Origin of the sequence: Streptomyces stelliscabiei (assembly GCF_014873495.1) — a bacterium.
Taxonomy (GTDB): Bacteria; Actinomycetota; Actinomycetes; order Streptomycetales; family Streptomycetaceae; genus Streptomyces; species Streptomyces bottropensis.
Genome location: NZ_JADBGF010000001.1, coordinates 4969246 through 4991597, shown reverse-complemented (window position 1 = coordinate 4991597; position 22352 = coordinate 4969246). Strand labels below are relative to the sequence as shown.

Annotated in this window: 20 protein-coding genes and 1 pseudogene; 8 read left to right on the top strand and 13 right to left on the bottom strand. The window is 70.4% G+C overall.

Translation table 11 applies throughout. The features are described from left to right. Positions 1–36 precede the first annotated feature (36 nt). Complete coding sequence (locus tag H4687_RS22035) at positions 37–1044, top strand: C40 family peptidase (RefSeq protein ID WP_046920241.1); 1008 nt, start codon at positions 37–39, stop codon at positions 1042–1044. A 234-nt stretch (positions 1045–1278) separates the two neighbouring features. Further along, positions 1279–2001, top strand: coding sequence for a phosphatase PAP2 family protein (locus H4687_RS22030; RefSeq protein WP_192781700.1), 723 nt, complete (start codon positions 1279–1281; stop codon positions 1999–2001). Positions 2002–2292: 291 nt separating this feature from the next. On the opposite strand, the gene H4687_RS22025 is transcribed toward H4687_RS22030, so the two are convergent. Then, positions 2293–3852: an FAD-binding oxidoreductase gene (locus tag H4687_RS22025; RefSeq protein ID WP_046918529.1), complete on the bottom strand. Its 1560-nt coding sequence runs from the start codon at positions 3850–3852 to the stop codon at positions 2293–2295. Positions 3853–4449: 597 nt separating this feature from the next. On the opposite strand from H4687_RS22025, the gene pstS reads away from it, so the two are divergent. The 4 genes from pstS to pstB all read left to right on the top strand — a co-directional run bounded on the left by pstS (position 4450) and on the right by pstB (position 8639). Beyond that, on the top strand, positions 4450–5583 hold the full coding sequence (gene pstS, locus H4687_RS22020) for a phosphate ABC transporter substrate-binding protein PstS (RefSeq protein ID WP_179860084.1): 1134 nt from the start codon (positions 4450–4452) through the stop codon (positions 5581–5583). 137 nt (positions 5584–5720) lie between these two features. After that, entirely contained in the window at positions 5721–6728 is a 1008-nt protein-coding gene (pstC, locus tag H4687_RS22015) for a phosphate ABC transporter permease subunit PstC (RefSeq protein ID WP_046918531.1), read from the top strand. Beyond that, on the top strand, positions 6725–7780 hold the full coding sequence (gene pstA / locus H4687_RS22010; RefSeq protein ID WP_046918532.1) for a phosphate ABC transporter permease PstA: 1056 nt from the start codon (positions 6725–6727) through the stop codon (positions 7778–7780). Before pstC ends, pstA begins: the two co-directional genes overlap by 4 nt. 82 nt (positions 7781–7862) lie before the next feature. Further along, complete coding sequence (gene pstB / locus H4687_RS22005; protein ID WP_028797089.1) at positions 7863–8639, top strand: phosphate ABC transporter ATP-binding protein PstB; 777 nt, start codon at positions 7863–7865, stop codon at positions 8637–8639. A 121-nt stretch (positions 8640–8760) separates the two neighbouring features. Here the strand turns inward: pstB and H4687_RS22000 are convergent, their stop codons facing one another. Then, positions 8761–9759, bottom strand: a complete 999-nt coding sequence (locus H4687_RS22000) for an inorganic phosphate transporter (RefSeq protein WP_046918533.1) — start codon at positions 9757–9759, stop codon at positions 8761–8763. A 7-nt stretch (positions 9760–9766) separates the two neighbouring features. Then, entirely contained in the window at positions 9767–10387 is a 621-nt protein-coding gene (locus H4687_RS21995; protein WP_046918534.1) for a DUF47 domain-containing protein, read from the bottom strand. Between the two features lie 188 nt (positions 10388–10575). Here H4687_RS21995 and H4687_RS21990 point away from each other — a divergent pair, with 188 nt between their 5' ends. Next, the gene (locus H4687_RS21990) at positions 10576–10941 is read left to right on the top strand and encodes a metal-sensitive transcriptional regulator (RefSeq protein ID WP_046918535.1); all 366 of its coding nucleotides are present in this window, start codon (positions 10576–10578) and stop codon (positions 10939–10941) included. A gap of 94 nt (positions 10942–11035) precedes the next feature. On the opposite strand, the gene H4687_RS21985 is transcribed toward H4687_RS21990, so the two are convergent. The 3 genes and pseudogenes from H4687_RS21985 to H4687_RS46570 all read right to left on the bottom strand — a co-directional run. Further along, on the bottom strand, positions 11036–11221 hold the full coding sequence (locus H4687_RS21985) for a hypothetical protein (RefSeq protein ID WP_020115737.1): 186 nt from the start codon (positions 11219–11221) through the stop codon (positions 11036–11038). Positions 11222–11346: 125 nt separating this feature from the next. Then, complete coding sequence (locus H4687_RS21980) at positions 11347–12174, bottom strand: hypothetical protein (protein ID WP_050399174.1); 828 nt, start codon at positions 12172–12174, stop codon at positions 11347–11349. Positions 12175–12559: 385 nt separating this feature from the next. Beyond that, a pseudogene (locus H4687_RS46570) lies at positions 12560–12875 on the bottom strand (NUDIX domain-containing protein); the annotation flags it as partial. A gap of 546 nt (positions 12876–13421) precedes the next feature. On the opposite strand from H4687_RS46570, the gene H4687_RS48095 reads away from it, so the two are divergent. Then, entirely contained in the window at positions 13422–14732 is a 1311-nt protein-coding gene (locus H4687_RS48095) for an ice-binding family protein (RefSeq protein WP_107082385.1), read from the top strand. A 251-nt stretch (positions 14733–14983) separates the two neighbouring features. Here the strand turns inward: H4687_RS48095 and H4687_RS21970 are convergent, their stop codons facing one another. The 7 genes from H4687_RS21970 to H4687_RS21940 all read right to left on the bottom strand — a co-directional run bounded on the left by H4687_RS21970 (position 14984) and on the right by H4687_RS21940 (position 22317). Further along, entirely contained in the window at positions 14984–15415 is a 432-nt protein-coding gene (locus tag H4687_RS21970; protein ID WP_046918399.1) for an NUDIX hydrolase, read from the bottom strand. 41 nt (positions 15416–15456) lie between these two features. After that, a complete protein-coding gene (locus H4687_RS21965; protein WP_159392207.1) occupies positions 15457–15594 on the bottom strand; it encodes an NUDIX hydrolase in 138 nt (45 codons plus the stop codon). Continuing rightward, positions 15591–16697 (bottom strand): CHAD domain-containing protein, encoded by a 1107-nt coding sequence (locus H4687_RS21960; RefSeq protein ID WP_050399273.1) that lies wholly within the window; start codon positions 16695–16697, stop codon positions 15591–15593. The genes H4687_RS21965 and H4687_RS21960 overlap by 4 nt, the downstream gene beginning before the upstream one ends. Beyond that, entirely contained in the window at positions 16678–18912 is a 2235-nt protein-coding gene (locus H4687_RS21955) for an RNA degradosome polyphosphate kinase (RefSeq protein WP_046913238.1), read from the bottom strand. The genes H4687_RS21960 and H4687_RS21955 overlap by 20 nt, the downstream gene beginning before the upstream one ends. A gap of 470 nt (positions 18913–19382) precedes the next feature. Continuing rightward, on the bottom strand, positions 19383–20363 hold the full coding sequence (locus tag H4687_RS21950; RefSeq protein ID WP_046913237.1) for an ABC transporter: 981 nt from the start codon (positions 20361–20363) through the stop codon (positions 19383–19385). Next, positions 20360–21382 carry a hypothetical protein gene (locus H4687_RS21945; RefSeq protein ID WP_046913236.1) on the bottom strand — a complete coding sequence of 341 codons (1023 nt, stop codon included), beginning with the start codon at positions 21380–21382 and terminating at the stop codon, positions 20360–20362. Before H4687_RS21945 ends, H4687_RS21950 begins: the two co-directional genes overlap by 4 nt. Beyond that, positions 21379–22317, bottom strand: coding sequence for an ABC transporter ATP-binding protein (locus H4687_RS21940; RefSeq protein WP_046913235.1), 939 nt, complete (start codon positions 22315–22317; stop codon positions 21379–21381). The genes H4687_RS21945 and H4687_RS21940 overlap by 4 nt, the downstream gene beginning before the upstream one ends. Positions 22318–22352 lie beyond the last annotated feature (35 nt).

Below are 22352 nucleotides of genomic sequence, written 5' to 3'. Positions count from 1 at the left end.
CTTGCTGACGGCGGACTGGCGCGCGGTGAGGGGCGGTTGACGGTGCGTAAGGCATGGATCGTGGTGATCGCCGCCGGCAGCGTTGGGCTCAGCTTCGTGTTGCTGCTGGTCGTGGGTGTCTACATGGTCGCCGGGAACCTCGCGGGCGGCATCGGCGGGAAGTCCGTCGGGCTGGCCAAGGGCGCTGTGCCCGCCGCGTATCAGACGCTCGTGCAGAAGTGGGGCAATCTGTGCGACGCCATCAATCCGGCGTTGCTGGCCGCACAGCTGTACCAGGAGAGCGGGTTCAATCCGAAGGCGCAGAGCCCCGCCGCCGCGCAGGGCATCGCGCAGTTCATCCCGGGGACCTGGGCCACGCACGGGCTCGACGGGGACGGGGACGGGGATCGTGACGTCTGGGACCCGAATGACGCGATTCCGTCGGCCGCCTCGTACGACTGCTCGCTCGCGAAGTACGTGAAGGACGTACCCGGTGATCCGACGGCGAACATGCTCGCTTCCTACAACGCGGGGGCGTACGCCGTCATCAAGTACGGGGGCGTGCCGCCGTACAAGGAGACGCAGAACTACGTCAAGACGATCACCACGCTGTCGGAGAGTTTCGCCGCGCCCACGTCGCGGGTCGATCCGAGCGAGCAGGCGGCCGGGGCCATCGCGTACGCGCAGAAGAAGCTCGGGACGCTGTATCTGTGGGGCGGCACCGGTACCGCTGAGCAGGGCGGACGCTTCGACTGCTCGGGGCTGACGCAGGCGGCGTACAAGACCGTGGGCATCACGCTGCCGCGGGTCGCCAACGATCAGTACAACGCCGGCCCGCATCCCTCGCGGGACGAGCTGCTGCCCGGGGATCTGGTGTTCTTCTCCGACGACCTCACCGACTCCCGCGCCATTCGGCACGTCGGAATTTATGTCGGGGGCGGATATATGATCGACGCTCCGCGCACGGGAGCCGTCATCCGTTTCGACCCGATTGACACCCCCGACTACTTCGGCGCCACCCGGGTCACCGAAGATGGCGCGAAAGCATTGCCCACAACGGTCTGACAGCGCCGTAATTGCCTGTGAACCCCTGCCCTGAGCTGCAGAGATGTGTCTCTCTTCGATAACGTCTGCGTGATCATTCGGTGGAGGGTGGAACGCATTGAAGGGGAGTGTGCGTTCCTGATTGACGTAGCCCGTTGACGCTCACGCGGAAGCACTACGTAGACCACGGGGGTGGCAAGCGCGGCGCACGTAAGGGTGCGGTCGCGAGAACGATGACGAAAGGGCCGCAGCACGATGGCTGGACTCGCCGCGCATGCCGCAATTGCCGCTGATTCCGGATCGAATCCCGACGTCGAGCTGCTGTACGAGATCAACGGCCTCGCGAAGGACGCCCCGACCTGGCTCGACCGGGTGATGGAGTTCGTGGGTGAGTACGGGCTGCTCGTCGCGATGGTGCTGCTGATCGTGTGGTGCTGGTGGGGCGTGCGGAAGCGGGGCGAGGTGGATGCCGCCTCGTCCGTGGCCGCGTTGCTGTGGGCGCCGCTCGCCGCCGGGGTCGCCGTGCTGGTGAACGTGCCGATACGCGGCTTCGTGGAGCGGCCTCGGCCCTTTCTCGATCATGAGGGGCTGGAGGTGCTGGTCTCCGGCAAGACCGACTACTCGTTCGTGAGCGATCACGCGACGCTGATCATGGCCATGGCGGTGGGGCTGTTCGTCGCCAACCGGAGGTTCGGGATGGTCGGGCTGGTGATCGGGCTGCTGGGCGGGTTCATCCGGGTGTACATGGGGGTGCACTATCCGACCGACGTGATCGGTGGGTTCGCGCTGGGGACCGCTGTCGTGCTGTTGCTGTCGCCGCTTGCCATGGCTCTGCTCACGCCGTTGATGAAGGCGGTGGAGCGGTCGCCTCGGGTGGGGTGGGTCGTGCGGGCTCGGGGGCGGGACGGGGGGCGTGCGGTGATTCCGGGGGCTCGGGTGGGTGGCGCTTCCGCGGAGGAGCGGGATCTGGCTGCCTGAGGGGCGGCTGCGGCGGCGCTTGCTGTCTGGGGGCTTGCTGTCTGGCCCGGGTGCGCCTGGGGGGGGGGGTCGCCCCCGCCGGCCCCTACCCGTCCCATCCCCAGGGGCTGTGCCCCTTCCACCCCCCGGCCCCTTCCACCTCTCGGATCTTCGACCCCCCCTTGAGCGCCTAGTAGTTCGGGGGGTCGCCTGTGAGGCGGGCGCGGGTCGGTGGGGGCTTGTCGCGCAGTTCCCCGCGCCCCTTACGGGGCCCAGCCCCCGCGCCCCTTACGGGGCCCTCCTCACGGGGGTCTACAGGGCCTGCGGGAACGTGAAGAAGCGGTTCGGGTCGTATTTCTTCTTCAGGGTGGTCAGGCGGGGGGCCGCGTCGCCGTAGTAGGCCTTCCGCCAGTCGGTGAGGGTGGGGTCGGTGTAGTTCTGGTAGGCGGCGCCCGAGGCGTGGCGGGTCATGGACTTGTGGGCCGTGGTGAGCCAGGACTGGGCCGTCGTGCCCGAGGCGCCGCTCTTCCACGAGGCGAGGTACTGGGCCAGCATCCGGGAGCGGCGGTGGACGAAGGCCGTGGCCGTGGGGGAGACGCGGTTGACCTGGCCGCCGAGGGCGGTCAGGGCGATGCTGCCGGCTCCGCCCTTCACGCCCGTGATCTGCGTCAGCAGGGTCTGGATGCCCGCCGAGGAGATCGAGCGGTCGTAGAAGTCCGAGCGTGCCGCGTACGTCTCGCGGCCCAGCGCGCCCTGGGGGGAGCGGCCCGGGGTCGAGCCGGGCAGGTGGCACTTGGCGTCCGTGGAGAAGGAGCCGCAGCCCGCGTAGCCCTCCATGGCGTCCTCGTACGAGCGGCGCCTGAGGGAGACGCTGCGGGCCGGGGTGCCGACGCGGTCGGCCAGGCGGTCGAGGGCGTTCTCCAGGTCGCCGTAGGTGCCGAGGGAGAAGGCGGCGACCGCGACGGACGGGCTGCCGCCGTTCTCCAGGTGGCAGGAGGACCAGATCTCGTCGGCCTGCGTCGGGCCCCACTCCTGCCAGGCCTTCACCACGGCGGCGGCCCTGGACCACGGCCAGGTGAGGTAGGCGGTGACGCCCTGGGGCGCCGGGTGGGTCTTGAAGCGCAGTTCGGTGACGACGCCGAAGTTGCCGTTGCCCGCGCCTCGTAGGGCCCAGAAGAGGTCCTTGTTGGTGGTGGCGTTCGCGGTCAGTTGCTTGCCGTCGGCCGTGATCAGCGTGGCCTGGGTGAGGCTGTCGCAGGTCAGGCCGTAGGCGCGGGAGGTCACGCCGTGGCCGCCGCCGAGGGTCAGGCCGGAGACGCCCACGGTCGGGCAGGAGCCGGCGGGGATGGTCACGCCCTTCGCGGCCAGGGCGCGGTAGACGTCGATGAGCTTCGCGCCGGCCCCCACCACCGCCTCACCGCCGGAGGCGCGGACCTTGTTCAGCTTCGACACGTCCACGACCAGGCGGCCGTTGCCGGAGGACCAGCCCGCGTAGGAGTGGCCGCCGTTGCGTATCGACACCTTGATGTCGTGGGCCCTGGCGTAGGCGAGGGTCGTACGGATGTCGTCGGCGTGGGCGACGTAGGCGACGGCGGTGGGCTTCAGGGTGTCGAAGCGGGTGTTGTAGAGCTGCCGGGCCGTCGACCAGGCCTTGTCGCCGGGGCGGACGAGGGGGCCGTCGAGGTCGCGGGCGAGGGCGGCCCAGTTGGCGGCGGAGGCCCGGGACGCGATGCCCGTGCCGGTGGTCGTGGTGGTGCGCAGGGAGGTGTCCGTGGCGCGGGTGGCGGGGCCGGGGTCGGTGCCCGTGCAGGCGGATGCGGTCAGGGTGGTGAGCGCGGCCGCGCCGCCGCCGATGAACATGCGTCGTTCCATGTGCGTCTCCCGGTGCACCGCGTGGTGGGTCGTGGAACGAGACGGGGTTGGTGGGAGCGGGGTTCCCGGATTCTCCTCCCTCTCCCCTCCCTCTCCCCTGTCCGTAGTCGACCTGGGGCTGTGGCCCCTGCGACCCCCGATTCTGCGCGGCCCGCGGCCCTGGTGGCCGGGCGGGGGTCCTGGAGGGGCGTAGAGGGGGGCCGGACTGGGGATTGTTCCTCTCTGTAGTTGAATGTGCGCAGAGTGTGATGTGACGTGAGGGCGGTGAGGCCGTGTGCCACGCTTGAGGTCCGTGAGATGCGCGGTCGGGGATCGCCGTATCGGAATCTCCACGTGCCCTTCCCGTGAGCGTTCCGTGACCTCACCGCACTTTCGGCAGGGGTTCACTCGCCGTTCACTTCCGGCCATCGGCGGCTTCACCTGATCTGCCTAATTTCGGCCTTACCCGGTGCGGGATGTGGACCGAAATGCGGCCCCACGACCCGTGACGACAGCAGTTCGAGGGACTGGCGGCATCAGCCGGACAGGTCCTGAGGCTGATACGACGACTTCGCACGCCGCCATGTGGACGGCGGCTCCTGGAAGGAACTCCCGAAAGTGAAGCTTCAGCGCAAGAACCGGCTGCGCGCCCTTTCTCTCGGTGCTGTCGCCCTCACCGGCGTACTGACCCTCTCGGCTTGCGGGTCCGACGACACCAGTGGCGGCGCGAGCGGCAGTGGCGACAGCTCGGCGCCCGCCGCCGGCAACATCGACTGCGGCGACGCCAAGGGCCAGCTGCTGGCCGACGGCTCCTCCGCGCAGAAGAACGCGATCGACGCCTGGGTGAAGCAGTACCAGGGCACCTGCAAGGACGTCGTGATCAACTACAAGGGCAGCGGCTCGGGCGCGGGCATCACCGCGTTCACCCAGGGCCAGGTCGCCTTCGCGGGCTCCGACTCGGCGCTGAAGCCGGAAGAGGTCACGGCCTCCAAGAAGGTCTGCACCGACGGCCAGGGCATCGACCTGCCGATGGTCGGCGGTCCGATCGCCGTCGGTTACAACGTCCCGGGTGTCGAGAACCTGATCCTGGACGCCAAGACCCTCGCCCTGATCTTCGACAGCAAGATCACCAACTGGAACGACAAGGCCATCAAGGCGCTCAACCCCGACGCCGAGCTGCCCGACCTCAAGATCCAGGCCTTCCACCGCTCGGACGAGTCCGGCACCACGGACAACTTCACCAAGTACCTGATCGCCGCGGCCCCCGACAGCTGGAAGTACGAGGGCGGCAAGGCCTGGCAGGCCAAGGGCGGACAGTCCGCGCAGGGTTCCTCCGGTGTCGCGCAGGGCGTGAAGGAGACCAAGGGCGCGATCTCCTACATGGAGCTCTCCTACGCCAAGGACGGCATCAGCACGGTCGACGTCAAGACCGAGGCCGCCCAGCCGGTCAAGGCGACCGTCGAGAACGCCACCAAGGCCATCTCCGAGGCCCAGGTCGTCGGCACGGGCAAGGACCTCGCGCTGAAGCTGAACTACAAGCCCACCGCCGAGGGCGCCTACCCGATCACCCTCGTCACCTACGAGATCGTCTGTGACAAGGGCAACAAGGCGGACACCCTGCCCGCCACGAAGTCCTTCCTCACCTATGTCGCGTCCGAGGACGGCCAGGCGCTGCTCTCCGAGGCCGGGTACGCCCCGATGCCCGAGGAGATCATCACCAAGGTCCGTACGACCATCTCGGAACTGAGCTGACCTGAGTGCGGCCCAGCCCCGACCGGGACTGGGCCGCACCGTCCGGTGCACCGCCGCCAGGAGTCTCCCGCCACCGCGGACGGCTCCGCCCCGAGCCGCCGCCCTTCCGGTGCCGGCTCCGCAGACCGGAGAACCTGATGGACATATCGACCAAAGACACTCCCGCTCCCCCCACCCCACCGCCTTCCGAGGCCCGCGAGGACAAGCGCGTCGAGCGCGGCGTGACCCGTCTCGGTGACCGGGTCTTCCTCGGCCTGTCCCGGGGATCCGGCATCTTCCTGCTGGTGCTCATGGCGGCCATCGCCGTGTTCCTCAGCTACCGTGCCGCGCTCGCGATCAGCAAGGACGAGGCCAACTTCTTCACCACCTTCGAGTGGAACCCCACCGCGGTTCCGCCGGTCTTCGGCATCGCGGTCCTGGCCTTCGGCACCATCGTCTCGTCGGTCATCGCGATGGCCATCGCGGTCCCGGTCGCGGTCGGCATCGCCCTCTTCATCACGCACTACGCCCCGCGCAGGCTCGGCGGCCCCATCGCGTACGTGGTCGACCTCCTCGCCGCCGTGCCGTCCATCGTGTACGGCCTCTGGGGCATCCTGGTCCTCGTACCGCAGCTCGACGGGCTCTACGGCTGGCTGAACGACTACCTCGGCTGGACCGGCGTCCTCGAATGGCAGGGCGGCGCCCCCCGTTCGATGCTCACCGTCGGCATCCTGCTCGCGATCATGATCCTGCCGATCATCACCAACGTGAGCCGTGAGGTCTTCCGCCAGGTCCCGCGGATGCACGAGGAGGCCGCCCTGGCCCTCGGCGCCACCCGCTGGGAGGTCATCCGCATGGCGGTGCTGCCCTTCGGGCGCTCCGGTGTCATCTCGGCCTCCATGCTCGGCCTCGGCCGCGCGCTCGGCGAGACCATGGCCGTGGCGATGGTCCTGTCGTCCAGCTTCGAGATCAACCTCAGCCTGCTCGACCCGGGCGGCGGCACCTTCGCCCAGAACATCGCCAGCAAGTTCAGTGAGGCCACCGAGATGGGCCGGGACGCCCTGATCGCCTCCGGTCTGGTCCTGTTCGTCATCACCCTGCTGGTCAACGGCGCGGCCCGGCTGATCATCGCCCGCCGCAAGGAGTTCTCGGGGGCCAACGCATGAGCAACGCAACTCTCACCCCGAAGGGCCCGAGCACGCTGCGTGCCGCGTCCCTGCCCAAGTGGTTCGCGTGGGCGGTCGCCGCCGGCTCGGTCGCCCTGGGCCTCGGCATCAGCGCCGTGGCCGGCCTCGAAAGCTCCATCCAGTGGGCCCTGATCGCCGGCGTCCTCTTCGTCCTCGGCTCGTACGGCATCGCCGCGCGCGTCGAGGGCAAGCGCCAGGCCAAGGACCGCGTCGCGACCAGCCTCGTCTGGGTCGCGTTCCTGCTCGCCGTGATCCCGCTGACCTCCCTCGTGTACGAGACGATCGTGCGCGGTGTGAAGGTCCTCGACGTCTACTTCCTCACCCACTCGATGGGCGTGGTCTCCACCACCGAGCCCGGCGGCGGTATCTACCACGCCATCCTCGGCACCCTGGAGCAGGTGGGCATCGCCGCCGTCATCTCCGTGCCGATCGGCGTGCTGACCGCGATCTACCTGGTCGAGTACGGCCGCGGCAGGCTCGCCAAGGCCGTCACCTTCTTCGTCGACGTCATGACGGGCATCCCGTCGATCGTCGCGGGTCTGTTCATCCTCAGCACCTGGATCCTGATCCTGGGCATGGGCCCCTCCGGATTCGCCGGCGCGATGGCGCTGACCATCCTGATGCTGCCGGTCGTCGTCCGGTCCACCGAGGAGATGCTCAAGCTCGTCCCGAACGAGCTGCGCGAGGCCTCGCTGGCGCTGGGCGTGCCGAAGTGGCGCACCATCCTCAAAATCGTGCTGCCCACCGCCATCGGTGGTATCACGACAGGTGTGATGCTCGCGGTCGCCCGTATCGCCGGTGAGACCGCTCCGGTCCTGCTGCTGGTGTGGGGTTCGAACTACATCAACGCGAACCCCTTCGCCGACCCGCAGGCCTCGCTGCCGATGTACATCTATCTGCAGTTCCAGCAGAGCGGCGGTTCCGGAGCGGCGTACGACCGTGCCTGGGCGGCGTCGCTGACGCTGATCGCCTTCATCATGATCCTGAACCTGGCGGCCCGCGGCATCGCCCGCTGGAAGGCCCCACGATGACAACATGCGGCTCCCCCGCGTGGCCGGTCGCTGACGCGGCCATACAGCGACCAGTTCCCCCGCGAAAGAAGCAGTGATCTCCATGGCCAAGCGAATCGACGTCAGCGGCCTCAACGCCTACTACAGCTCGTTCCGGGCCATCGAGGACATCTCGATGGCCATCGAGCCCCGCACGGTGACGGCCTTCATCGGCCCCTCCGGCTGCGGCAAGTCCACGTTCCTGCGCACCCTGAACCGGATGCACGAGGTCACGCCGGGCGGCCGGGTCGAGGGCAAGGTCATGCTCGACGACGAGAACCTGTACGGCACCGGGGTCGACCCGGTCTCCGTACGGCGTGAGGTCGGCATGGTCTTCCAGCGTCCGAACCCGTTCCCCACGATGTCGATCTACGACAACGTGGCGGCGGGCCTGAAGCTGGTCGGCGGCAAGAAGAAGTCCGAGCTGGACGAGATCGTCGAGAAGTCCCTCAAGGGCGCGAACCTCTGGAACGAGGTCAAGGACCGCCTGAACAAGCCGGGTTCCGGTCTGTCCGGTGGCCAGCAGCAGCGGCTGTGCATCGCCCGCGCGATCGCGGTCGAGCCGAAGGTGCTGCTCATGGACGAGCCGTGCTCCGCGCTCGACCCGATCTCGACGCTCGCCATCGAGGACCTCATCGGTGAGCTGAAGGAGCGCTTCACGATCGTCATCGTGACGCACAACATGCAGCAGGCGGCGCGTGTCTCGGACCGTACGGCGTTCTTCAACCTCGCGGCCGTCGGGCAGCCCGGCAAGCTGATCGAGATAGACGACACGGAGCGCATCTTCTCCAACCCGTCCGTGCAGGCCACGGAGGACTACATCTCCGGGCGCTTCGGCTAGGCCGCCGCCCGCGAAGAACCCCTCGCGGTGCTGCATGGCGGTGCCGCCGCGAGGTAGGTGAAGGGCCCGCCCCCGGTCTCCCGGGGGCGGGCCCTCCGCCGTCGCAGGGTGCCTGCGGCCGCTACAGGACCGCCAGGTTCACGATCCAGAAGCTCGCGGCGGCGACGAGGGCCGCGGCCGGCATCGTGATGAACCAGCCGAGGATGATGTTCTTGGCCACGCCCCAGCGGACGGCGTTGACGCGCTTGGTCGCGCCGACGCCCATGATCGCCGAGGTGATGATGTGGGTGGTGGAGATGGGGGCCTTGAAGATGAAGGCCGTGATGAACATGATCGACGCGCCGGTCGTCTCGGCGGCGAAGCCCTGCGGCGGGTCGAGTTCGATGATCTTGCGGCCCAGGGTGCGCATGATGCGCCAGCCGCCCGCGTAGGTGCCGAGGGAGAGCATGACCGCGCAGACGATCTTGACCCAGACCGGGATGGGATCGCCGTAGTCCTCGACGTCCGCGATGACCAGCGCCATCACGACGATGCCCATCGTCTTCTGGGCGTCCTGCAGACCGTGGCCGAGGGCCATGCCGGCCGCCGACACGGTCTGCGCGATACGGAAACCGCGCTTGGCCTTGTGCGGGTTGGCGCGGCGGAAGATCCACATGATCGCCGCCATCACCAGGTAGCCGACGACCAGGCCGACCACCGGGGAGATGAACATCGGGATGACGACCTTCTCCAGCACCCCGGACCAGTAGACGGTCGTACCGCCCGCGAGCGCCGCGCCCACCATGCCGCCGAACAGGGCGTGGGAGGAGGACGACGGGAGCCCGAAGTACCAGGTGACGAGGTTCCAGGTGATCGCGCCGACCAGGGCCGCGAAGAGGATGCCCATCCCCTTGGATCCCTCGGGCGTGGAGATCAGGCCCTCGCTGACCGTCTTGGCGACCCCGCTGCCGAGGAACGCGCCGACGAGGTTCATCACCGCGGCCATGGCGAGGGCCGCGCGGGGCGTCAGCGCGCGGGTCGACACCGAGGTCGCGATCGCGTTCGCGGAGTCGTGGAAGCCGTTGGTGTACGTGAAGAAGAGCGCGACCCCGACGGTCACGACCAGAGCAAGGGTGTCCATGAAGGGTTCAGGACTCCTTGACGGCGATGGTCTCCACCGTGTTCGCCACGTGCTCGAACGCGTCCGCCGCCTCCTCCAGCACATCCACGATCTGCTTGAGTTTCAGCACTTCGATGGCTTCGTACTTGCCGTTGAAGAGCATGGCCAGCAGCTTGCGGTGGATCTGGTCGGCCTGGTTCTCCAGGCGGTTGACCTCGATCCAGTACTCGGTGAGGTTGGCCATGGTCCGCAGGTTCGGCATGGCCTCGGCGGTCAGCTCGGCCGCCCGCGCCAGTACCTCGATCTGCTGCTCGACGCCCTTGGGCAGATCCTCGACGTTGTAGAGGACGACCAGGTCGACGGCCTCCTCCATGAAGTCCATGATGTCGTCGAGGGAGGACGCGAGGTTGTAGATGTCCTCGCGGTCGAAGGGCGTGATGAACGAGGAGTTCAGCTGGTGGAAGATCGCGTGTGTGGCGTCGTCACCGGCGTGTTCGGCGGCCCGCATACGCTCTGCGATCTCGGCCCGGCCGGCGGCGTCCGCCCCGAGCAGTTCCATGAGGAGCTTCGAGCCCGTGACGATGTTGTCCGCGGATGCGGCGAACATGTCATAGAAGCTCGTCTCCCTGGGGGTCAGACGAAAGCGCACGTGGGGTCCTCGGTATGCATGGGTTTCGGTCAGGCTGATGCTAGGCGCATCATCCGGCCACGGCTAATGGGCCGTCCCCCAGTGTCGCCCATCAGGCCAATCGGCTCGCACGGGGGCCGCCCGCAGGGCGTATACCCGCCAAAGTTCGCTACCATATACCCGGTAGGGGTATATGTCTGGAGGCTGCGATGACGACCACAGGGGCCGGCGCGGGAGCGCCCTCCGCCGTAGACGGCGTGGAGCAGGGTGTCGTGACCGACCACGACCGTGGAATCCATGGGTACCACCACCAGAAGGACGAACACCTCAAGCGTCTGCGGCGCATCGAGGGGCAGATCCGTGGGCTCCAGCGGATGGTCGACGAGGACGTCTACTGCATCGACATACTGACCCAGGTCTCCGCCTCCACCAAGGCGTTGCAGTCCTTCGCGCTCCAGCTGCTGGAGGAACACCTGCGGCACTGCGTGGCCGACGCCGCTCTCAAGGGCGGTGCCGAGATCGACGCGAAGGTGGAGGAGGCCACGAAGGCGATCGGGCGGCTGCTGCGGACCTGAGCGCCGGGGTCTCTCGCGCGGGGGGTGCTTTTCGGCCACCGGGTGCGGTGGCCGGGGCCGAGCCGCCGGAGGGCGACGCGCGCGCGGCCGTCCGCTACCGGGGCGGTCCGTCCTCGTGAGCGCGCTCTTCCCAGACCCGCAGGACCTCGTCGATGCGATCGGGGCTGAGGCGGTCGCCGTCGGTGGTCGAGGCCGCGATGATGAGGTCGCCGCAGAGTTCGATCTCGGCGAGGGCCACGTGGTCCTGAACCGCCGTACCGCCTGCCGGAGCCACGCGCATCACCTCTTCTCAGCCGCCACCGACTCCTAGGGTAGGCAGCGGCACACAGCCCGCGCATGGCACCAACGGACCATTTCCGGCCCCGTACTCTCTGCTACTGGCTCTCTCCGCTACGGCTCTCTCCGCTACTCCTCGGCGATCTTCCCGGCGTAGATGTCCTCGGGTTTCGGCAGCCGTACGGCGACGGGGACGCCGAAGTCGTACAGCAGGGTGGTGGAGGCGACGGCGATCGTGCCCTGCCGGGCGCCGTTGACGAAGCTGAAGCGGTGGCGGACCTTCCGGATGCGGCCCTCGTCGTCGAGATAGGCGTCGAAGGGCACCCGGGCGGTGGCGAAGCCCCGGGCGGCGGCACGCAGCGGGGCACGGTTGCCCTCGGAGGCCACGCGGGAGGCGGTCGTGAGGTCGGCGGTGCCGCGGTAGTGCCGGACCCGGGTGCCGTCCACCTCGCTCTCGCCGACGAGCCTCGCCGTACGTGTCCCGCGCAGCACCTCGGCCGCGGCGAAGGGGTCGGTGGCGCCGCCGGTGACCAGATTGCCGTCGGAGAGGGTGCCCGTGTCGACGCGGACCCATTTGTCGGCGGGCACGCCCGCACCCCGGTTCTTCATGAACAGGGCGCCGGGGGAGAGGAGTTCGGTGATCGGGCGGTGCTCGCTGCGGCCGGCGGGGTCGTGCGGGAGCAGCACCTTCAGCCTGCCGAGCTGTCGGCCGAAGTCGTAGACACCGTCGCCGTGGATGGTCACGCGGGTGCCGCCGGTGGCCATCTCCATCTCCGTACGGGCCTTGGAGCTGCCCGCGCGGACGAGGGCGGGGGCGGCGCGGCGCAGCAGGTCCACCGGGTCGGAGGGGAGAGCGTCGTCGGGGCCGCCCTGGCAGCCCGTCACACCGGTCGCGCCGACGAGGAGTCCCGCCGCGACGAATGCCGCGCCCGTTCTGTTGTGCCGCCGCGTCACCATCGCCTGCCATCCCCCTGGCCGTGTCCGAACCGGGTCTCCTGCTCGTTCGGATAACGACAGGTCGAGGCGGTCGTCACGCGGGAGGACGCGGGGCGAGGGGCGGGGGCGCCGGGCGGCTCGCGCCGGCCGGGGGTGGAAGGGATCGCGGTCGCTCGCCCTGGGTAGCGTTGTCGGTGTGGCGCATCAAAGCGAGCCGGTACTCCCCCAGCATCGGACGACCACCGTCGAGCAGGGCCGGTTCTGTGTGGCGAGATGCAGCTGCGGCTGGCGCGGGCCCGCCCGGCGGGCCAGGAGCCTGGCCCGGACGGACGCGGAGGGGCACACGGCGAGCGGGGTGTGAGCGGCGGGCCGGGTGAGCGTGTCGCGGGCGCCGAGCGGGTGGGCGTCAGGCGTTGCGGAGGGCCGTCGGGAACTCGTCGACCAGTTCGCGGTCGCGGGGCTGGGCGAGGCGGTCACGGGCGGCGGCCGGGTCCAGTCAGGGGATCCGGTCCACCTCGTCGTCGGGTGTGAGGTGACCGTCGGTCACCTCGGCGGCCCAGTAACTCTTCTGCTTGGCCCGGCCGGTGACCACGTGGTGGGCCGTGGGCAGCCGGGGCCGGGCGCGCAGCGGTGGCCGGTCTCCTCCTCGACCCCGCGCCGTGCGCCGGTGAGGCCTCCTCGTCGCGCTTCGGCTTCCCCTTGGGATGCGACCAGTCGTCATGGCATCCCTGGAGGACGGCTCACGTGGTGAGTTTCGCGAGCTTTCCGTAGCGGGTGAGGGGCGACGGCGAGGTCGAGCCAGGCGAGGAAGCGGGAGCCCCTTCGCTCGTACCGGACGGTGAGCCGACGGCAGCCGGACAGTCAGGCGATCGACCGCCCGTTGTTCCAGCGGTGGAACCGAGCCCGGAGCGGCCGGTTCGAGCCGGGCGGCACTCCGTGATCCGGCTGGTGGCCCCGTCCTCCCCGACAACGGGCCGAGGGCCGGAATCAAGCACCGACACGACCGGCGGAGTGAATCACACACATCTTGCACCTCGTTCGGCCTCTTTGGCATATGCACTTTATGGGGCTATTGCTAGCTTTGGGCTAGTTGATGACGGATCATCATCATCGGCAGGCTCCCGCCCCAGCGCTCCCCTCCTCGCGGTAGGCGACGCGGAACCTTGACGGGGGAGGCGACTTCCGGCCCGACCGGAACTCACCGCGGAGGCCGGGATGCTTTTGTGCCGGTGCGACTGAGCTCACTGACGACAAGAAAGGCCAGGCTCATGACAGTCGTGGACGCAACACCTCCGCCGCGAGGCAGACCCCGTATACACCGCCGCCTCAAGGCGCGTCTCGCAGTGGTGCCCGGAGTGGTACTGCTGGCCATGGCCACTCTGGCCTGGAACACCACCGCGCAGGCAGCAGAACCCCCCGTTCCGCTGGGGACCGCCGAGAGCTACGCGATCCTGGCCGGTTCGACGATCACCAACACCGGCGACTCCGACATCATCGGCGACGTGGGGCTCAGTCCGGGCACCTCCGTGACGGGCTTCCCGCCCGGAGAGATCTTCGGCGCCCTGAACATCGCCAACGGCGCGGCTGATCAGGCGAAACTGGATCTGACCACGGCCTACAACAACGCGGCCGGCCGAAGCGGGACCGCTGTTGCGGTCGAACTCGGCGGACGGGTGCTGGGGCCCGGCGTCTACTCGAACCCGACGTTGGGAATCACCGGAGAACTCACGCTCAATGCCGAGGGTGACCCCAACGCCGTCTTCATCTTCCAGACCACAGAGACGCTGATCACCGCTTCGAACAGCAGCGTCAGACTCATCAACGGTGCGCAGGCCTGCAACGTGTTCTGGAAGGTGGGCAGTTCCGCCACCCTCGGGACAAATTCAGACTTCGTGGGCACCATCATGGCCCTGGCGTCCATCACGCTGAATACGGGCGCCGACGTCCAGGGCCGAGCACTTGCGCAGACCGCCGCGGTGACGCTGGACAACAACGACATCACGAGGCCGTTCTGCGTGACCGGGCCCGCCGGCCCCAGTGGTCCTCCTGGACCCACGGGACCTGCCGGCCCCAGCGGACCTGCCGGCCCCAGCGGACCTGCCGGTCCCAGCGGGCCCGCCGGTCCCACCGGGCCTGAGGGCCCCCCGGGAGACACCGGTCCCACCGGGCCTCCCGGATCAGTCGGACCGACCGGGCCTGCCGGATCAGTCGGACCCACGGGACCTGCCGGACCGACCGGGCCTGCCGGGCCCAGCGGGCCTGTCGGACCTGAGGGCCCCAAGGGAGACACCGGGCCTGTCGGACCTGAGGGCCCCAAGGGAGACACCGGACCTCAAGGTCCTGAAGGTCCCCAAGGTCCTGAAGGTCCCCAAGGCCCTGAAGGCCCTCAAGGTCCTGAAGGTCCTGCGGGACCCGGCGGTGGTCACGACGGCCACGGGGACAAGGGGGACCACGGCGGTCACAAGCACCACTGCTCCAAGCACGAGGGTCCTCCCCCCTGGGAGGAGCACGGGAAGGACTGGCCGTGGGAGGCCAAGGCCAAGTCCAAGTCCAAGTCCAATGCAAAGTGTGAGGACTGAGCGAGACCACGGCCTCATCTCCTTGAGGAGGTCTGCGGAATGAGCGAGTGGCGCCCTCCCTGGGGGGCGCCATTCGGCTTTGGGCATGGACGGCTCACCCGGCCATCCGCACCGGCCCTGGCCGGGGGTTCACGTGTTTCCGGGCCGCCGAGGCCGAGATGCCGAAGCCCGTGACGAGGATCGGGCGAGGCATCCCTCGCGCAACACGGGAAGGGCTCGCCGGTGCGCACCTTCACACGCGAGCCCGCCCTCTAACGGTCCGTCCCTGTCTTGTGCAGCGCTTCGAGGAGCGAGGACACCACGGTTCGGTCCCTCTCGTGCGTGAGTCGCCGTGTCGCGGCCTCAGGGGGCAGCCAGAGGAGGTCGGAGACTTCGCTGTTCGGGGTGAATGTGCCGCGCGTCGCTTCGGCCGCCCAGTAGCGCACTTGCTTGGGGCGCCCCTGGTGGTCGGTGTAGTGGACGGTCGGGAGTTCCGGGCCGAGGGCGCATCGCATGCCGGTTTCCTCGAGTACTTCGCGGAGGGCGCCGTCGCGAGCGTCTTCGTCGCGCTTGAGCTTGCCCTTCGGCAGGGACCAGTCCGACCACTTCGGCCGGTAGACCAAGGCCAGTTCGATGCCCCCGGCGGAGGACGGTCGGCGCCACAGGGCGCAGCCTGCGGCACGTACCAGTGGTGTGATGTCCATCACTACCTCGATCTCGTCATGCCTCTGACCTGCGGGTTCCTTCACCGTGATGAGCGATGCCGCGACTCGTCGTACTTGGGCCGGTGGACCAGGCAGATCCGCGGGTCCCCGGCCTCGGGCGAGCGGCGCCACAGGACGCAGCCGGCCGCCCGGATGACGGTGTCGCTGTTCTCGGTCACGACGTGCTCACCGCCTCCTTCTGCCAGGACTGCTGGAACGTGAACCGGGAGGCCTCCACCTCGTGGCGCTGGTCGGCGTGCAGGACGCCGAGGGCGTAGGCCGTGGCCGGGGCGATACGGGGGGTGCGGGCGGCGGCGGCCGCGGCCGAGGCCGCCTCGGAGGCGTCGCGGTGGCGGTTGAGGGCCTCGCCGGCCGCGAGGAGGCGTACGTCGACGGGGACGGCCTCGGGGTGCAGGACCTCCAGGGCGTAGCGGTGGAGGCGGAGCAGGAGCCGTACCTGGTGCCAGGGGGCGTCCTGCGGGTGGGGCGCGGTGTCCGCGGAGAGGCCGTGGATGAGGGCCTCGGCGTTGTACGCGTGACCGGCGGTGTGCAGGGGCAGGCCGGTGACCGCGTCGCGCAGGCGGTCGTGGGCGGCGGCGGCGAGGGGGCGCAGGTCCGCGATCGGGGCGGCGGGGGTGAGGGGGACCTCGCTGGCGAGCACGGCGACGTTGTCGGCGACGGCGTGGAAGCGGCTGGAGCCGAGAGCCTGGAGGGCGGCGGAGTGGGCCCGGGTGCGGGCGAGGGTGAGCTGGCGGTCCAGGAGGGCGCCGGCCTTCGCCGCGCCGACGGTCAGGTTGCCGCGGTCCGGGTTCGCCGCGGGGCGGGTGCCGACGGCGGCGGTGGCCGCGCGGCCGCCCGCGGGGCCGGTGGCGGGCAGGCCGCCCGCGGAGCGGCCGGGCATCGCCTGCTGGGCCGGGAACGGGCTCGCTCCCGAGAGGCGGTTGAGGGCGGTCACCAGGCGGTCCAGGCGGGCCGCGTAGGCGTGTTCGCGGCCCAGCGTGCCGGCCAGCCAGGCCAGTTCGGGGCGGAGCGACTCCGACCAGTCCGTGTCGAGGAGCGGGCGGAAGGTGTGCAGCGTGCCGCTGATGCGGCGGGCCGAGCGGCGCAGGGCGAGCGCCGCGTCGGTGGACTCCTCGGCACCCCCCGCCGCGCCCCCACCGGTCTCGCGGTGGGTGCGCAGCGCGCGGAGGAACTCCGTGGCCCGGGCCCGCAGATAGCCGGCGACGGCATCCGCGGGCACGACCGTGGGGTCCGTGGTGGGGTCAAGGTGTTGCTGTGCCACGCCGGCGCCTCCGGGCGTCAATGAGCATCTCCTGGACGTTGCGCAGGGGCTGGCCGTCCGCGTCGTACGAGTGCCGGGTCCACTCGCCGTCGGGGCCGAGGTGCCAGGAGGAGGTCAGGTCGGACATGCCGGTCTCCAGCAGGCGGTTGAGGGCCGCCCGGTGGCCGGGGTCGGTGATCCGGATCAGAGCCTCGATCCGGCGGTCGAGGTTGCGGTGCATCATGTCGGCGCTGCCGAACCACACCTCGGGCTCGCCGCCGTTGCCGAAGCCGAAGACCCGGGAGTGTTCGAGGAAGCGGCCGAGGACGGAGCGCACCCGGACGTTCTCCGACAGGCCCGGGACGCCGGGCCGGATGGCACATATGCCGCGCACCCACACGTCGACCGGCACACCCGCCTGCGAGGCCCGGTAAAGGGCGTCGATGAGGGCCTCGTCCACGATCGAGTTGACCTTGATGCGGACGTAGGCGGGACGTCCGGCACGGTGGTGCTGGACCTCCTTGTTGACGCGGGCGATCAGGCCGTCGCGCAGGGACTTGGGCGCGACGAGCAGGCGGCGGTAGGTCTCGCGGCGCGAGTAGCCGGAGAGCCGGTTGAAGAGGTCGGAGAGGTCCGCGCCGACCTGCGGGTCGGACGTGAGCACGCCCAGGTCCTCGTAGAGCCGTGCCGTCTTCGGGTGGTAGTTGCCCGTGCCGACGTGGCTGTAGCGGCGGAGGGTGTCGCCCTCCTGACGGACCACCAGGGACAGCTTGCAGTGGGTCTTCAGACCGACCAGGCCGTAGACGACGTGGCAGCCGGCCTCCTCCAGCTTGCGCGCCCACTTGATGTTGGCGTGTTCGTCGAAGCGCGCCTTGATCTCCACCAGGACGAGGACCTGCTTGCCGGCCTCGGCGGCGTCGATCAGCGCGTTGACTATGGGGGAGTCGCCGGACGTCCGGTACAGGGTCTGCTTGATCGCGAGGACGTCCGGGTCCTCGGCCGCCTGCTCCAGGAACGCCTGCACCGACGTGGAGAAGGAGTCGTAGGGGTGGTGCAGCAGCACGTCCCGGCTGCGCAGGGCGGCGAAGATGTCCGGCGCGGACGCCGACTCGACCTCGGCCAGGTCGCGGTGGACGCCGGCGACGAACTTGCGGTACTTCAGCTCCGGCCGGTCCAGGGAGGCGATGCGGAAGAGGCCGGTGAGGTCCAGGGGCCCGGTCAGCGGGTAGACCTCGGACTCCTTGATCTTCAGCTCGCGCACCAGCAGGTCCAGGACCTCCTGGTTGATGTTCTCCTCGACCTCCAGGCGCACCGGCGGCCCGAAGCGGCGCCGCATCAGCTCCTTCTCCAGGGCCTGGAGGAGGTTCTCGGCGTCGTCCTCCTCGACCTCCAGGTCCTCGTTGCGGGTGACCCGGAAGGCGTGGTGCTCCAGCACCTCCATGCCCGGGAACAGCTCCTCCAGGTGAGCGCCGATCACGTCCTCCAGAGGGACGAACCGGCCCGGGGAGGCCTCCAGGAAGCGGGACAGCAGCGGCGGCACCTTGACCCGGGCGAAGTGCGAGGTGCCGGTCACCGGGTTCTGCACGCGTACGGCCAGGTTCAGGGAGAGACCCGAGATGTACGGGAAGGGGTGCGCCGGGTCGACGGCCAGCGGCGTCAGGACCGGGAAGATCTGGTGGCGGAAGAGCGTGAAGAGACGGGCCTGCTCCTTCTCCGCCAGCTCGCTCCAGCGGACCAGGTGCACGCCCTCCTCGGCCAGCGCCGGGGCGACGTCCTCGTGGAAGCAGGCGGCGTGCCGGGCCATCAGCTCGCGGGAGCGGGCCCAGATCATCTCCAGCACCTCGCGGGGCTGCAGGCCGGAGGCGGAGCGGGTGGCCACGCCGGTGGCGATGCGCCGCTTCAGGCCGGCCACGCGGACCATGAAGAACTCGTCGAGGTTGCTGGCGAAGATCGCCAGGAAGTTCGCCCGTTCGAGGAGGGGGGTGTTCGGGTCCTCGGCCAGTTCCAGGACGCGTTCGTTGAAGGCGAGCCAGCTGCGCTCCCGGTCGAGGAAGCGGCCCTGCGGCAGCCTTTCGCCGCCGTGGTCCTCCTCCTCGTATCCGTCGAGGTCGGCGTCGATGTCGGGTTCCAGGTCGGAGACGGCGGCCGACACCGTGTGCGGGCGATGGCCCGTTATGGAGCCGACGGTCGGCTGTGCGTGCTGGACCTGGTCTGCCTGGGCGTTGGACTGGCTCATGGCACCATTCTTCCGCGCCGCGAGCATCACAGGCGCGTCGGACAGGGCCGGTGGGAGTGCGGCGAGGGGCGCGGAGGCGTTCACGGCGTCGTTCTCGGCGATGTCGGCGTCGATACGGGCGACGACGTCGACGACACCGGTGGCGTGGTCCGGGGCGACGGGCGCGGTCGCACGGGGGCCGTTCCCCGCGCTCTTCCCGTTGCTTGGGCCGTTGCGTGGGGGAGGCGAGGGCTCGGGCACGACGGGGTTCATTGCGGAAGCGTCGCAAGACCGTCTTAATCGCCGGTTACGGAGACCTTACGTGCGGGATAGCGCGGGGAGGCCCCCCGGTTCCGCGCGGACGTGCGCCGGGCCCCGGCGTACGCCGTTCCGCTGACGCGCGCTGTTCACCTGCCGTACGCCGTCGGCACGCCCCTCCCCCCCGTAGGAGGGGCGTGCCTGGTCGTGGTGCCGCCGGTGGCCGTGCGGCCTCAGCGGCTGCGGTGGCGCAGCAGCCGGAAGGCGGCGGCGGTGGCGAGGACGGCGACGGCGAGGACGACGCCGGTCGTCATGAGGTGCAGGGGCCAGAAGTGGGAGGCCGGGTGCACCTCGGCGTACAGGTCGGCGAAGCCGTTCCTGTTCATGCACCGGGTGTAGTCGAGGTCGGAATCGACATCGAAGCAGGTCAGGTCGTTGACGCGGGTGCCGGAGCCGATGATCGCGCCCAGCTCCATCTGGTCCGCCGTCATCGGCAGCCGGCCTGCGGCGGTGCCGGTGAGGGTCGTGGTGGGCCACAGTTCGTCGTACCGCACGTCGAGCCACGCGCGGAACGCGACCATGAAGCCGAAGGCCACGGCCAGCGCGGGCAGCGCCCGCCTGAGGGCGAGGCCCGCCAGGGCGCCGACGGCCAGTGCGCACAGGGCGTACGCCAGGACTGCGGGGCCGCGGTTCAGGAAGGGGTCGGTGTAGTACCACTCGTCGCCGCGCAGGTCCCGGTCCGAGGACCAGGCCCAGCGGTAGACCAGCACCAGGACCGTGATGCCGGCGGTCAGCGCGACGGCGGGCACCGCGAGCTTGACGGTGAGCCACCGGACCGGGGTGACGGACTGGGTCCAGGCCAGCTGGGCCGTGCCCCGCTCCAGCTCACGGCCGGTCAGTGAAGCCCCGGCCCAGGCGGCCACGGCGTAGGAGGAGTAGGCGATCAGGGCGTCGACCCAGCTCATGCCCAGGGAGTAGCCGAAGGCCGACTCCAGGTCGATGCACCCGTTCTCCAGCTGCCGGCAGGCAGCCTCCTCGGCGCGTACCTCCGCACCGGTGACGTACCGCAGCCAGAGCATCCCCCCGACCATGAGCAGCACATACGCGCTCCACACCAGCAGCGCCGCGCGGTGCACGCGCCACACGGTCCAGGTCAGGCCGCCGCGGGCGGTCGTGGTGCCCTCGACGGGCGCGGTGACGATTGCGGTGCTCATACGGCTCCTCCCGTGCTGCGGCTCAGGAGTCGGAACGCGGCCCAGACCAGCAGGGCGGTGGCCGTGAGGACGATGCCGGTCTCGACGAGCTGGAGGGGCCAGAAGTGGGAGGAGGGGTGGAAGTCGGCGTAGAAGGCGACGGCGTCGGTCCGGTCGCAGGAGTCGCCGGTGCAGCTCAGGTCCGAGACGCGCTCGCCCGTGCCGCTGACGAAGCCGCGGTCGACCAGTTCGCCCGACCAGTCGCGCATCGAGGACGACGTGGAGACGAGGGTCTCGGCCGGCCACAGCCGGTGGCGGTGGGACTGCAGGACGCCCGCGAGGAGGCCCGTGCCCACCAGGCCGGCGCCGAGCGCGGGGAGCGAGCGGCGGAGCAGCAGGCCCGCGAGGACGCCGACCGCCAGGCCCAGCAGGGCGTACGCCGTGGCGAGGGTCCCGTGACCGACGAAGACGGTGGACGCGAACCAGTCGTCCGTCGCCTGCGCCTGCCGGAGCCGCTCCTCCCGCCACCACACCAGGCGGTTCAGCAGGGTCAGCAGGACCGTCCCCGAGACGATCAGGGCGGCCGGGACCGCCAGCTTGGCGGCGAGCCAGCGGGTCGGGGTGACGGACTGGGTCCAGGCCAGGTGTGCCGTGCCGCTCTCCAGCTCACGGGCGATCAGCGCGCCGCCGGCCCAGGCGCCGATCAGGACCGGGGTGACGGTGAGGATGGTGCGGCCGAGGCCGACGACCAGGTCGTACCTGGTGTACGCGGGGCCCCGCGCGCAGTAGTCGGCCAGTGCGCAGCCCCTCCTCACGTGGTCGGCCCAGGCCGCGTCGATGCCGGGTCCCGCGGCCCACAGCAGTCCGCCGCCGACGAGGACCATCAGCAGGGCCCAGAACCACAGCGCCGACTGGTGCACGCGGAGGGTGGCCCGGATCAGGCCGCGGGTGGGGGTGAGGGCAGGGAGCGAGGCCGGGGACGGGCTGTCCGGCTGCCCGGTGCGGGCGGTTCCCACGGTCTCGGTGGTCGTGGTGCTCATACCGTGGCCTCCCGCGCTTCGGCCCCGTCGGCCCCGTCGGTCTCGTCGGTGTGGTCACCGGCGTCCGGGTCGTCGAGCGTGAGGGCCGGAGCCTCGGGCGCCCTCAGGTGGGCGAGGACCAGCTCCTCCAGCGTGGGCTCGGCGGTCTGCCGGTCGGGGCCGATGGGGCCCTGCGGGCGGATGAGCGCGGTGAGCTGACGCCCCGTCGTGCGGGACTCGACGACGGTGTGCGGGGCGAGATCGCCGGCCGGGCCGGTGACCAGGGTGTGCGCGGCGAGGATCTCCTCCAGCGGGCCCGCGAGCCGGACGCGCCCCACGCCCAGCAGGAACAAGTGGTCGCAGGAGCCCTCCAGTTCGGCCACTACGTGCGAGGACATGACAACCGTGGTGCCGTGTTCGGCGTTGTCCGCGAGCAGGGTGCCCATCAGCTGGTGCCGGGCGAGGGGGTCGAGGTCGGCCATCGGCTCGTCCAGGAGCAGCAGTTCGGGGCGCTTGCCGAGGGCGAGGGCGAGGGCGACCCGGGTGCGCTGGCCGCCGGAGAGGGAGCGGATCTTGGCGACCCGGCTCAGCCCGCCCTCGTCCACCACCCGCCCGGCGACGGCCGCGTCCCAGCGCCGGGGGTTCAGCTCGTGGCCCAGCCGCAGGGTCTCGCCGACGGTGAGCTGCGGATACAGGGGCTTGTCCTGGGCGACGTACGCGATGCGCTCGCGGGCCGCGGCCGGGGTCGTGCCCAGCACGCTGATGGCGCCCTCGGTGGGGCGGAGCAGCCCCGCCGCGTGGGCCAGGAGCGTCGACTTGCCCGCGCCGTTCGGTCCGACGACCGCGCACACCCGTCCCCTCGGCAGCCGCAGCGTGCAGTCGCGCAGCGCCCAGCCACCCTGCCGCCACCCGAACTTCTTGCCGAGCGCGGCCGCCTCCATCGCGGTCCCCGTCATACGTCGTCCCCCTGATCCTTCTGGTCTCGCCGGTC

Bases quoted from the DNA above. Each gene is read 5' to 3' on its own strand.
- H4687_RS22030 (WP_192781700.1), top strand. From the start codon at position 1,279: ATGGCTGGACTCGCCGCGCATGCCGCAATTGCCGCTGATTCCGGATCG.
- H4687_RS22025 (WP_046918529.1), bottom strand. From the start codon at position 3,852: ATGGAACGACGCATGTTCATCGGCGGCGGCGCGGCCGCGCTCACCACC.
- pstC (WP_046918531.1), top strand. From the start codon at position 5,721: ATGGACATATCGACCAAAGACACTCCCGCTCCCCCCACCCCACCGCCT.
- pstA (WP_046918532.1), top strand. From the start codon at position 6,725: ATGAGCAACGCAACTCTCACCCCGAAGGGCCCGAGCACGCTGCGTGCC.
- pstB (WP_028797089.1), top strand. From the start codon at position 7,863: ATGGCCAAGCGAATCGACGTCAGCGGCCTCAACGCCTACTACAGCTCG.
- H4687_RS22000 (WP_046918533.1), bottom strand. From the start codon at position 9,759: ATGGACACCCTTGCTCTGGTCGTGACCGTCGGGGTCGCGCTCTTCTTC.
- H4687_RS21990 (WP_046918535.1), top strand. From the start codon at position 10,576: ATGACGACCACAGGGGCCGGCGCGGGAGCGCCCTCCGCCGTAGACGGC.
- H4687_RS21985 (WP_020115737.1), bottom strand. From the start codon at position 11,221: ATGCGCGTGGCTCCGGCAGGCGGTACGGCGGTTCAGGACCACGTGGCC.
- H4687_RS21980 (WP_050399174.1), bottom strand. From the start codon at position 12,174: ATGGTGACGCGGCGGCACAACAGAACGGGCGCGGCATTCGTCGCGGCG.
- H4687_RS48095 (WP_107082385.1), top strand. From the start codon at position 13,422: ATGACAGTCGTGGACGCAACACCTCCGCCGCGAGGCAGACCCCGTATA.
- H4687_RS21970 (WP_046918399.1), bottom strand. From the start codon at position 15,415: ATGGACATCACACCACTGGTACGTGCCGCAGGCTGCGCCCTGTGGCGC.
- H4687_RS21955 (WP_046913238.1), bottom strand. From the start codon at position 18,912: ATGAGCCAGTCCAACGCCCAGGCAGACCAGGTCCAGCACGCACAGCCG.
- H4687_RS21950 (WP_046913237.1), bottom strand. From the start codon at position 20,363: ATGAGCACCGCAATCGTCACCGCGCCCGTCGAGGGCACCACGACCGCC.
- H4687_RS21945 (WP_046913236.1), bottom strand. From the start codon at position 21,382: ATGAGCACCACGACCACCGAGACCGTGGGAACCGCCCGCACCGGGCAG.
- H4687_RS21940 (WP_046913235.1), bottom strand. From the start codon at position 22,317: ATGACGGGGACCGCGATGGAGGCGGCCGCGCTCGGCAAGAAGTTCGGG.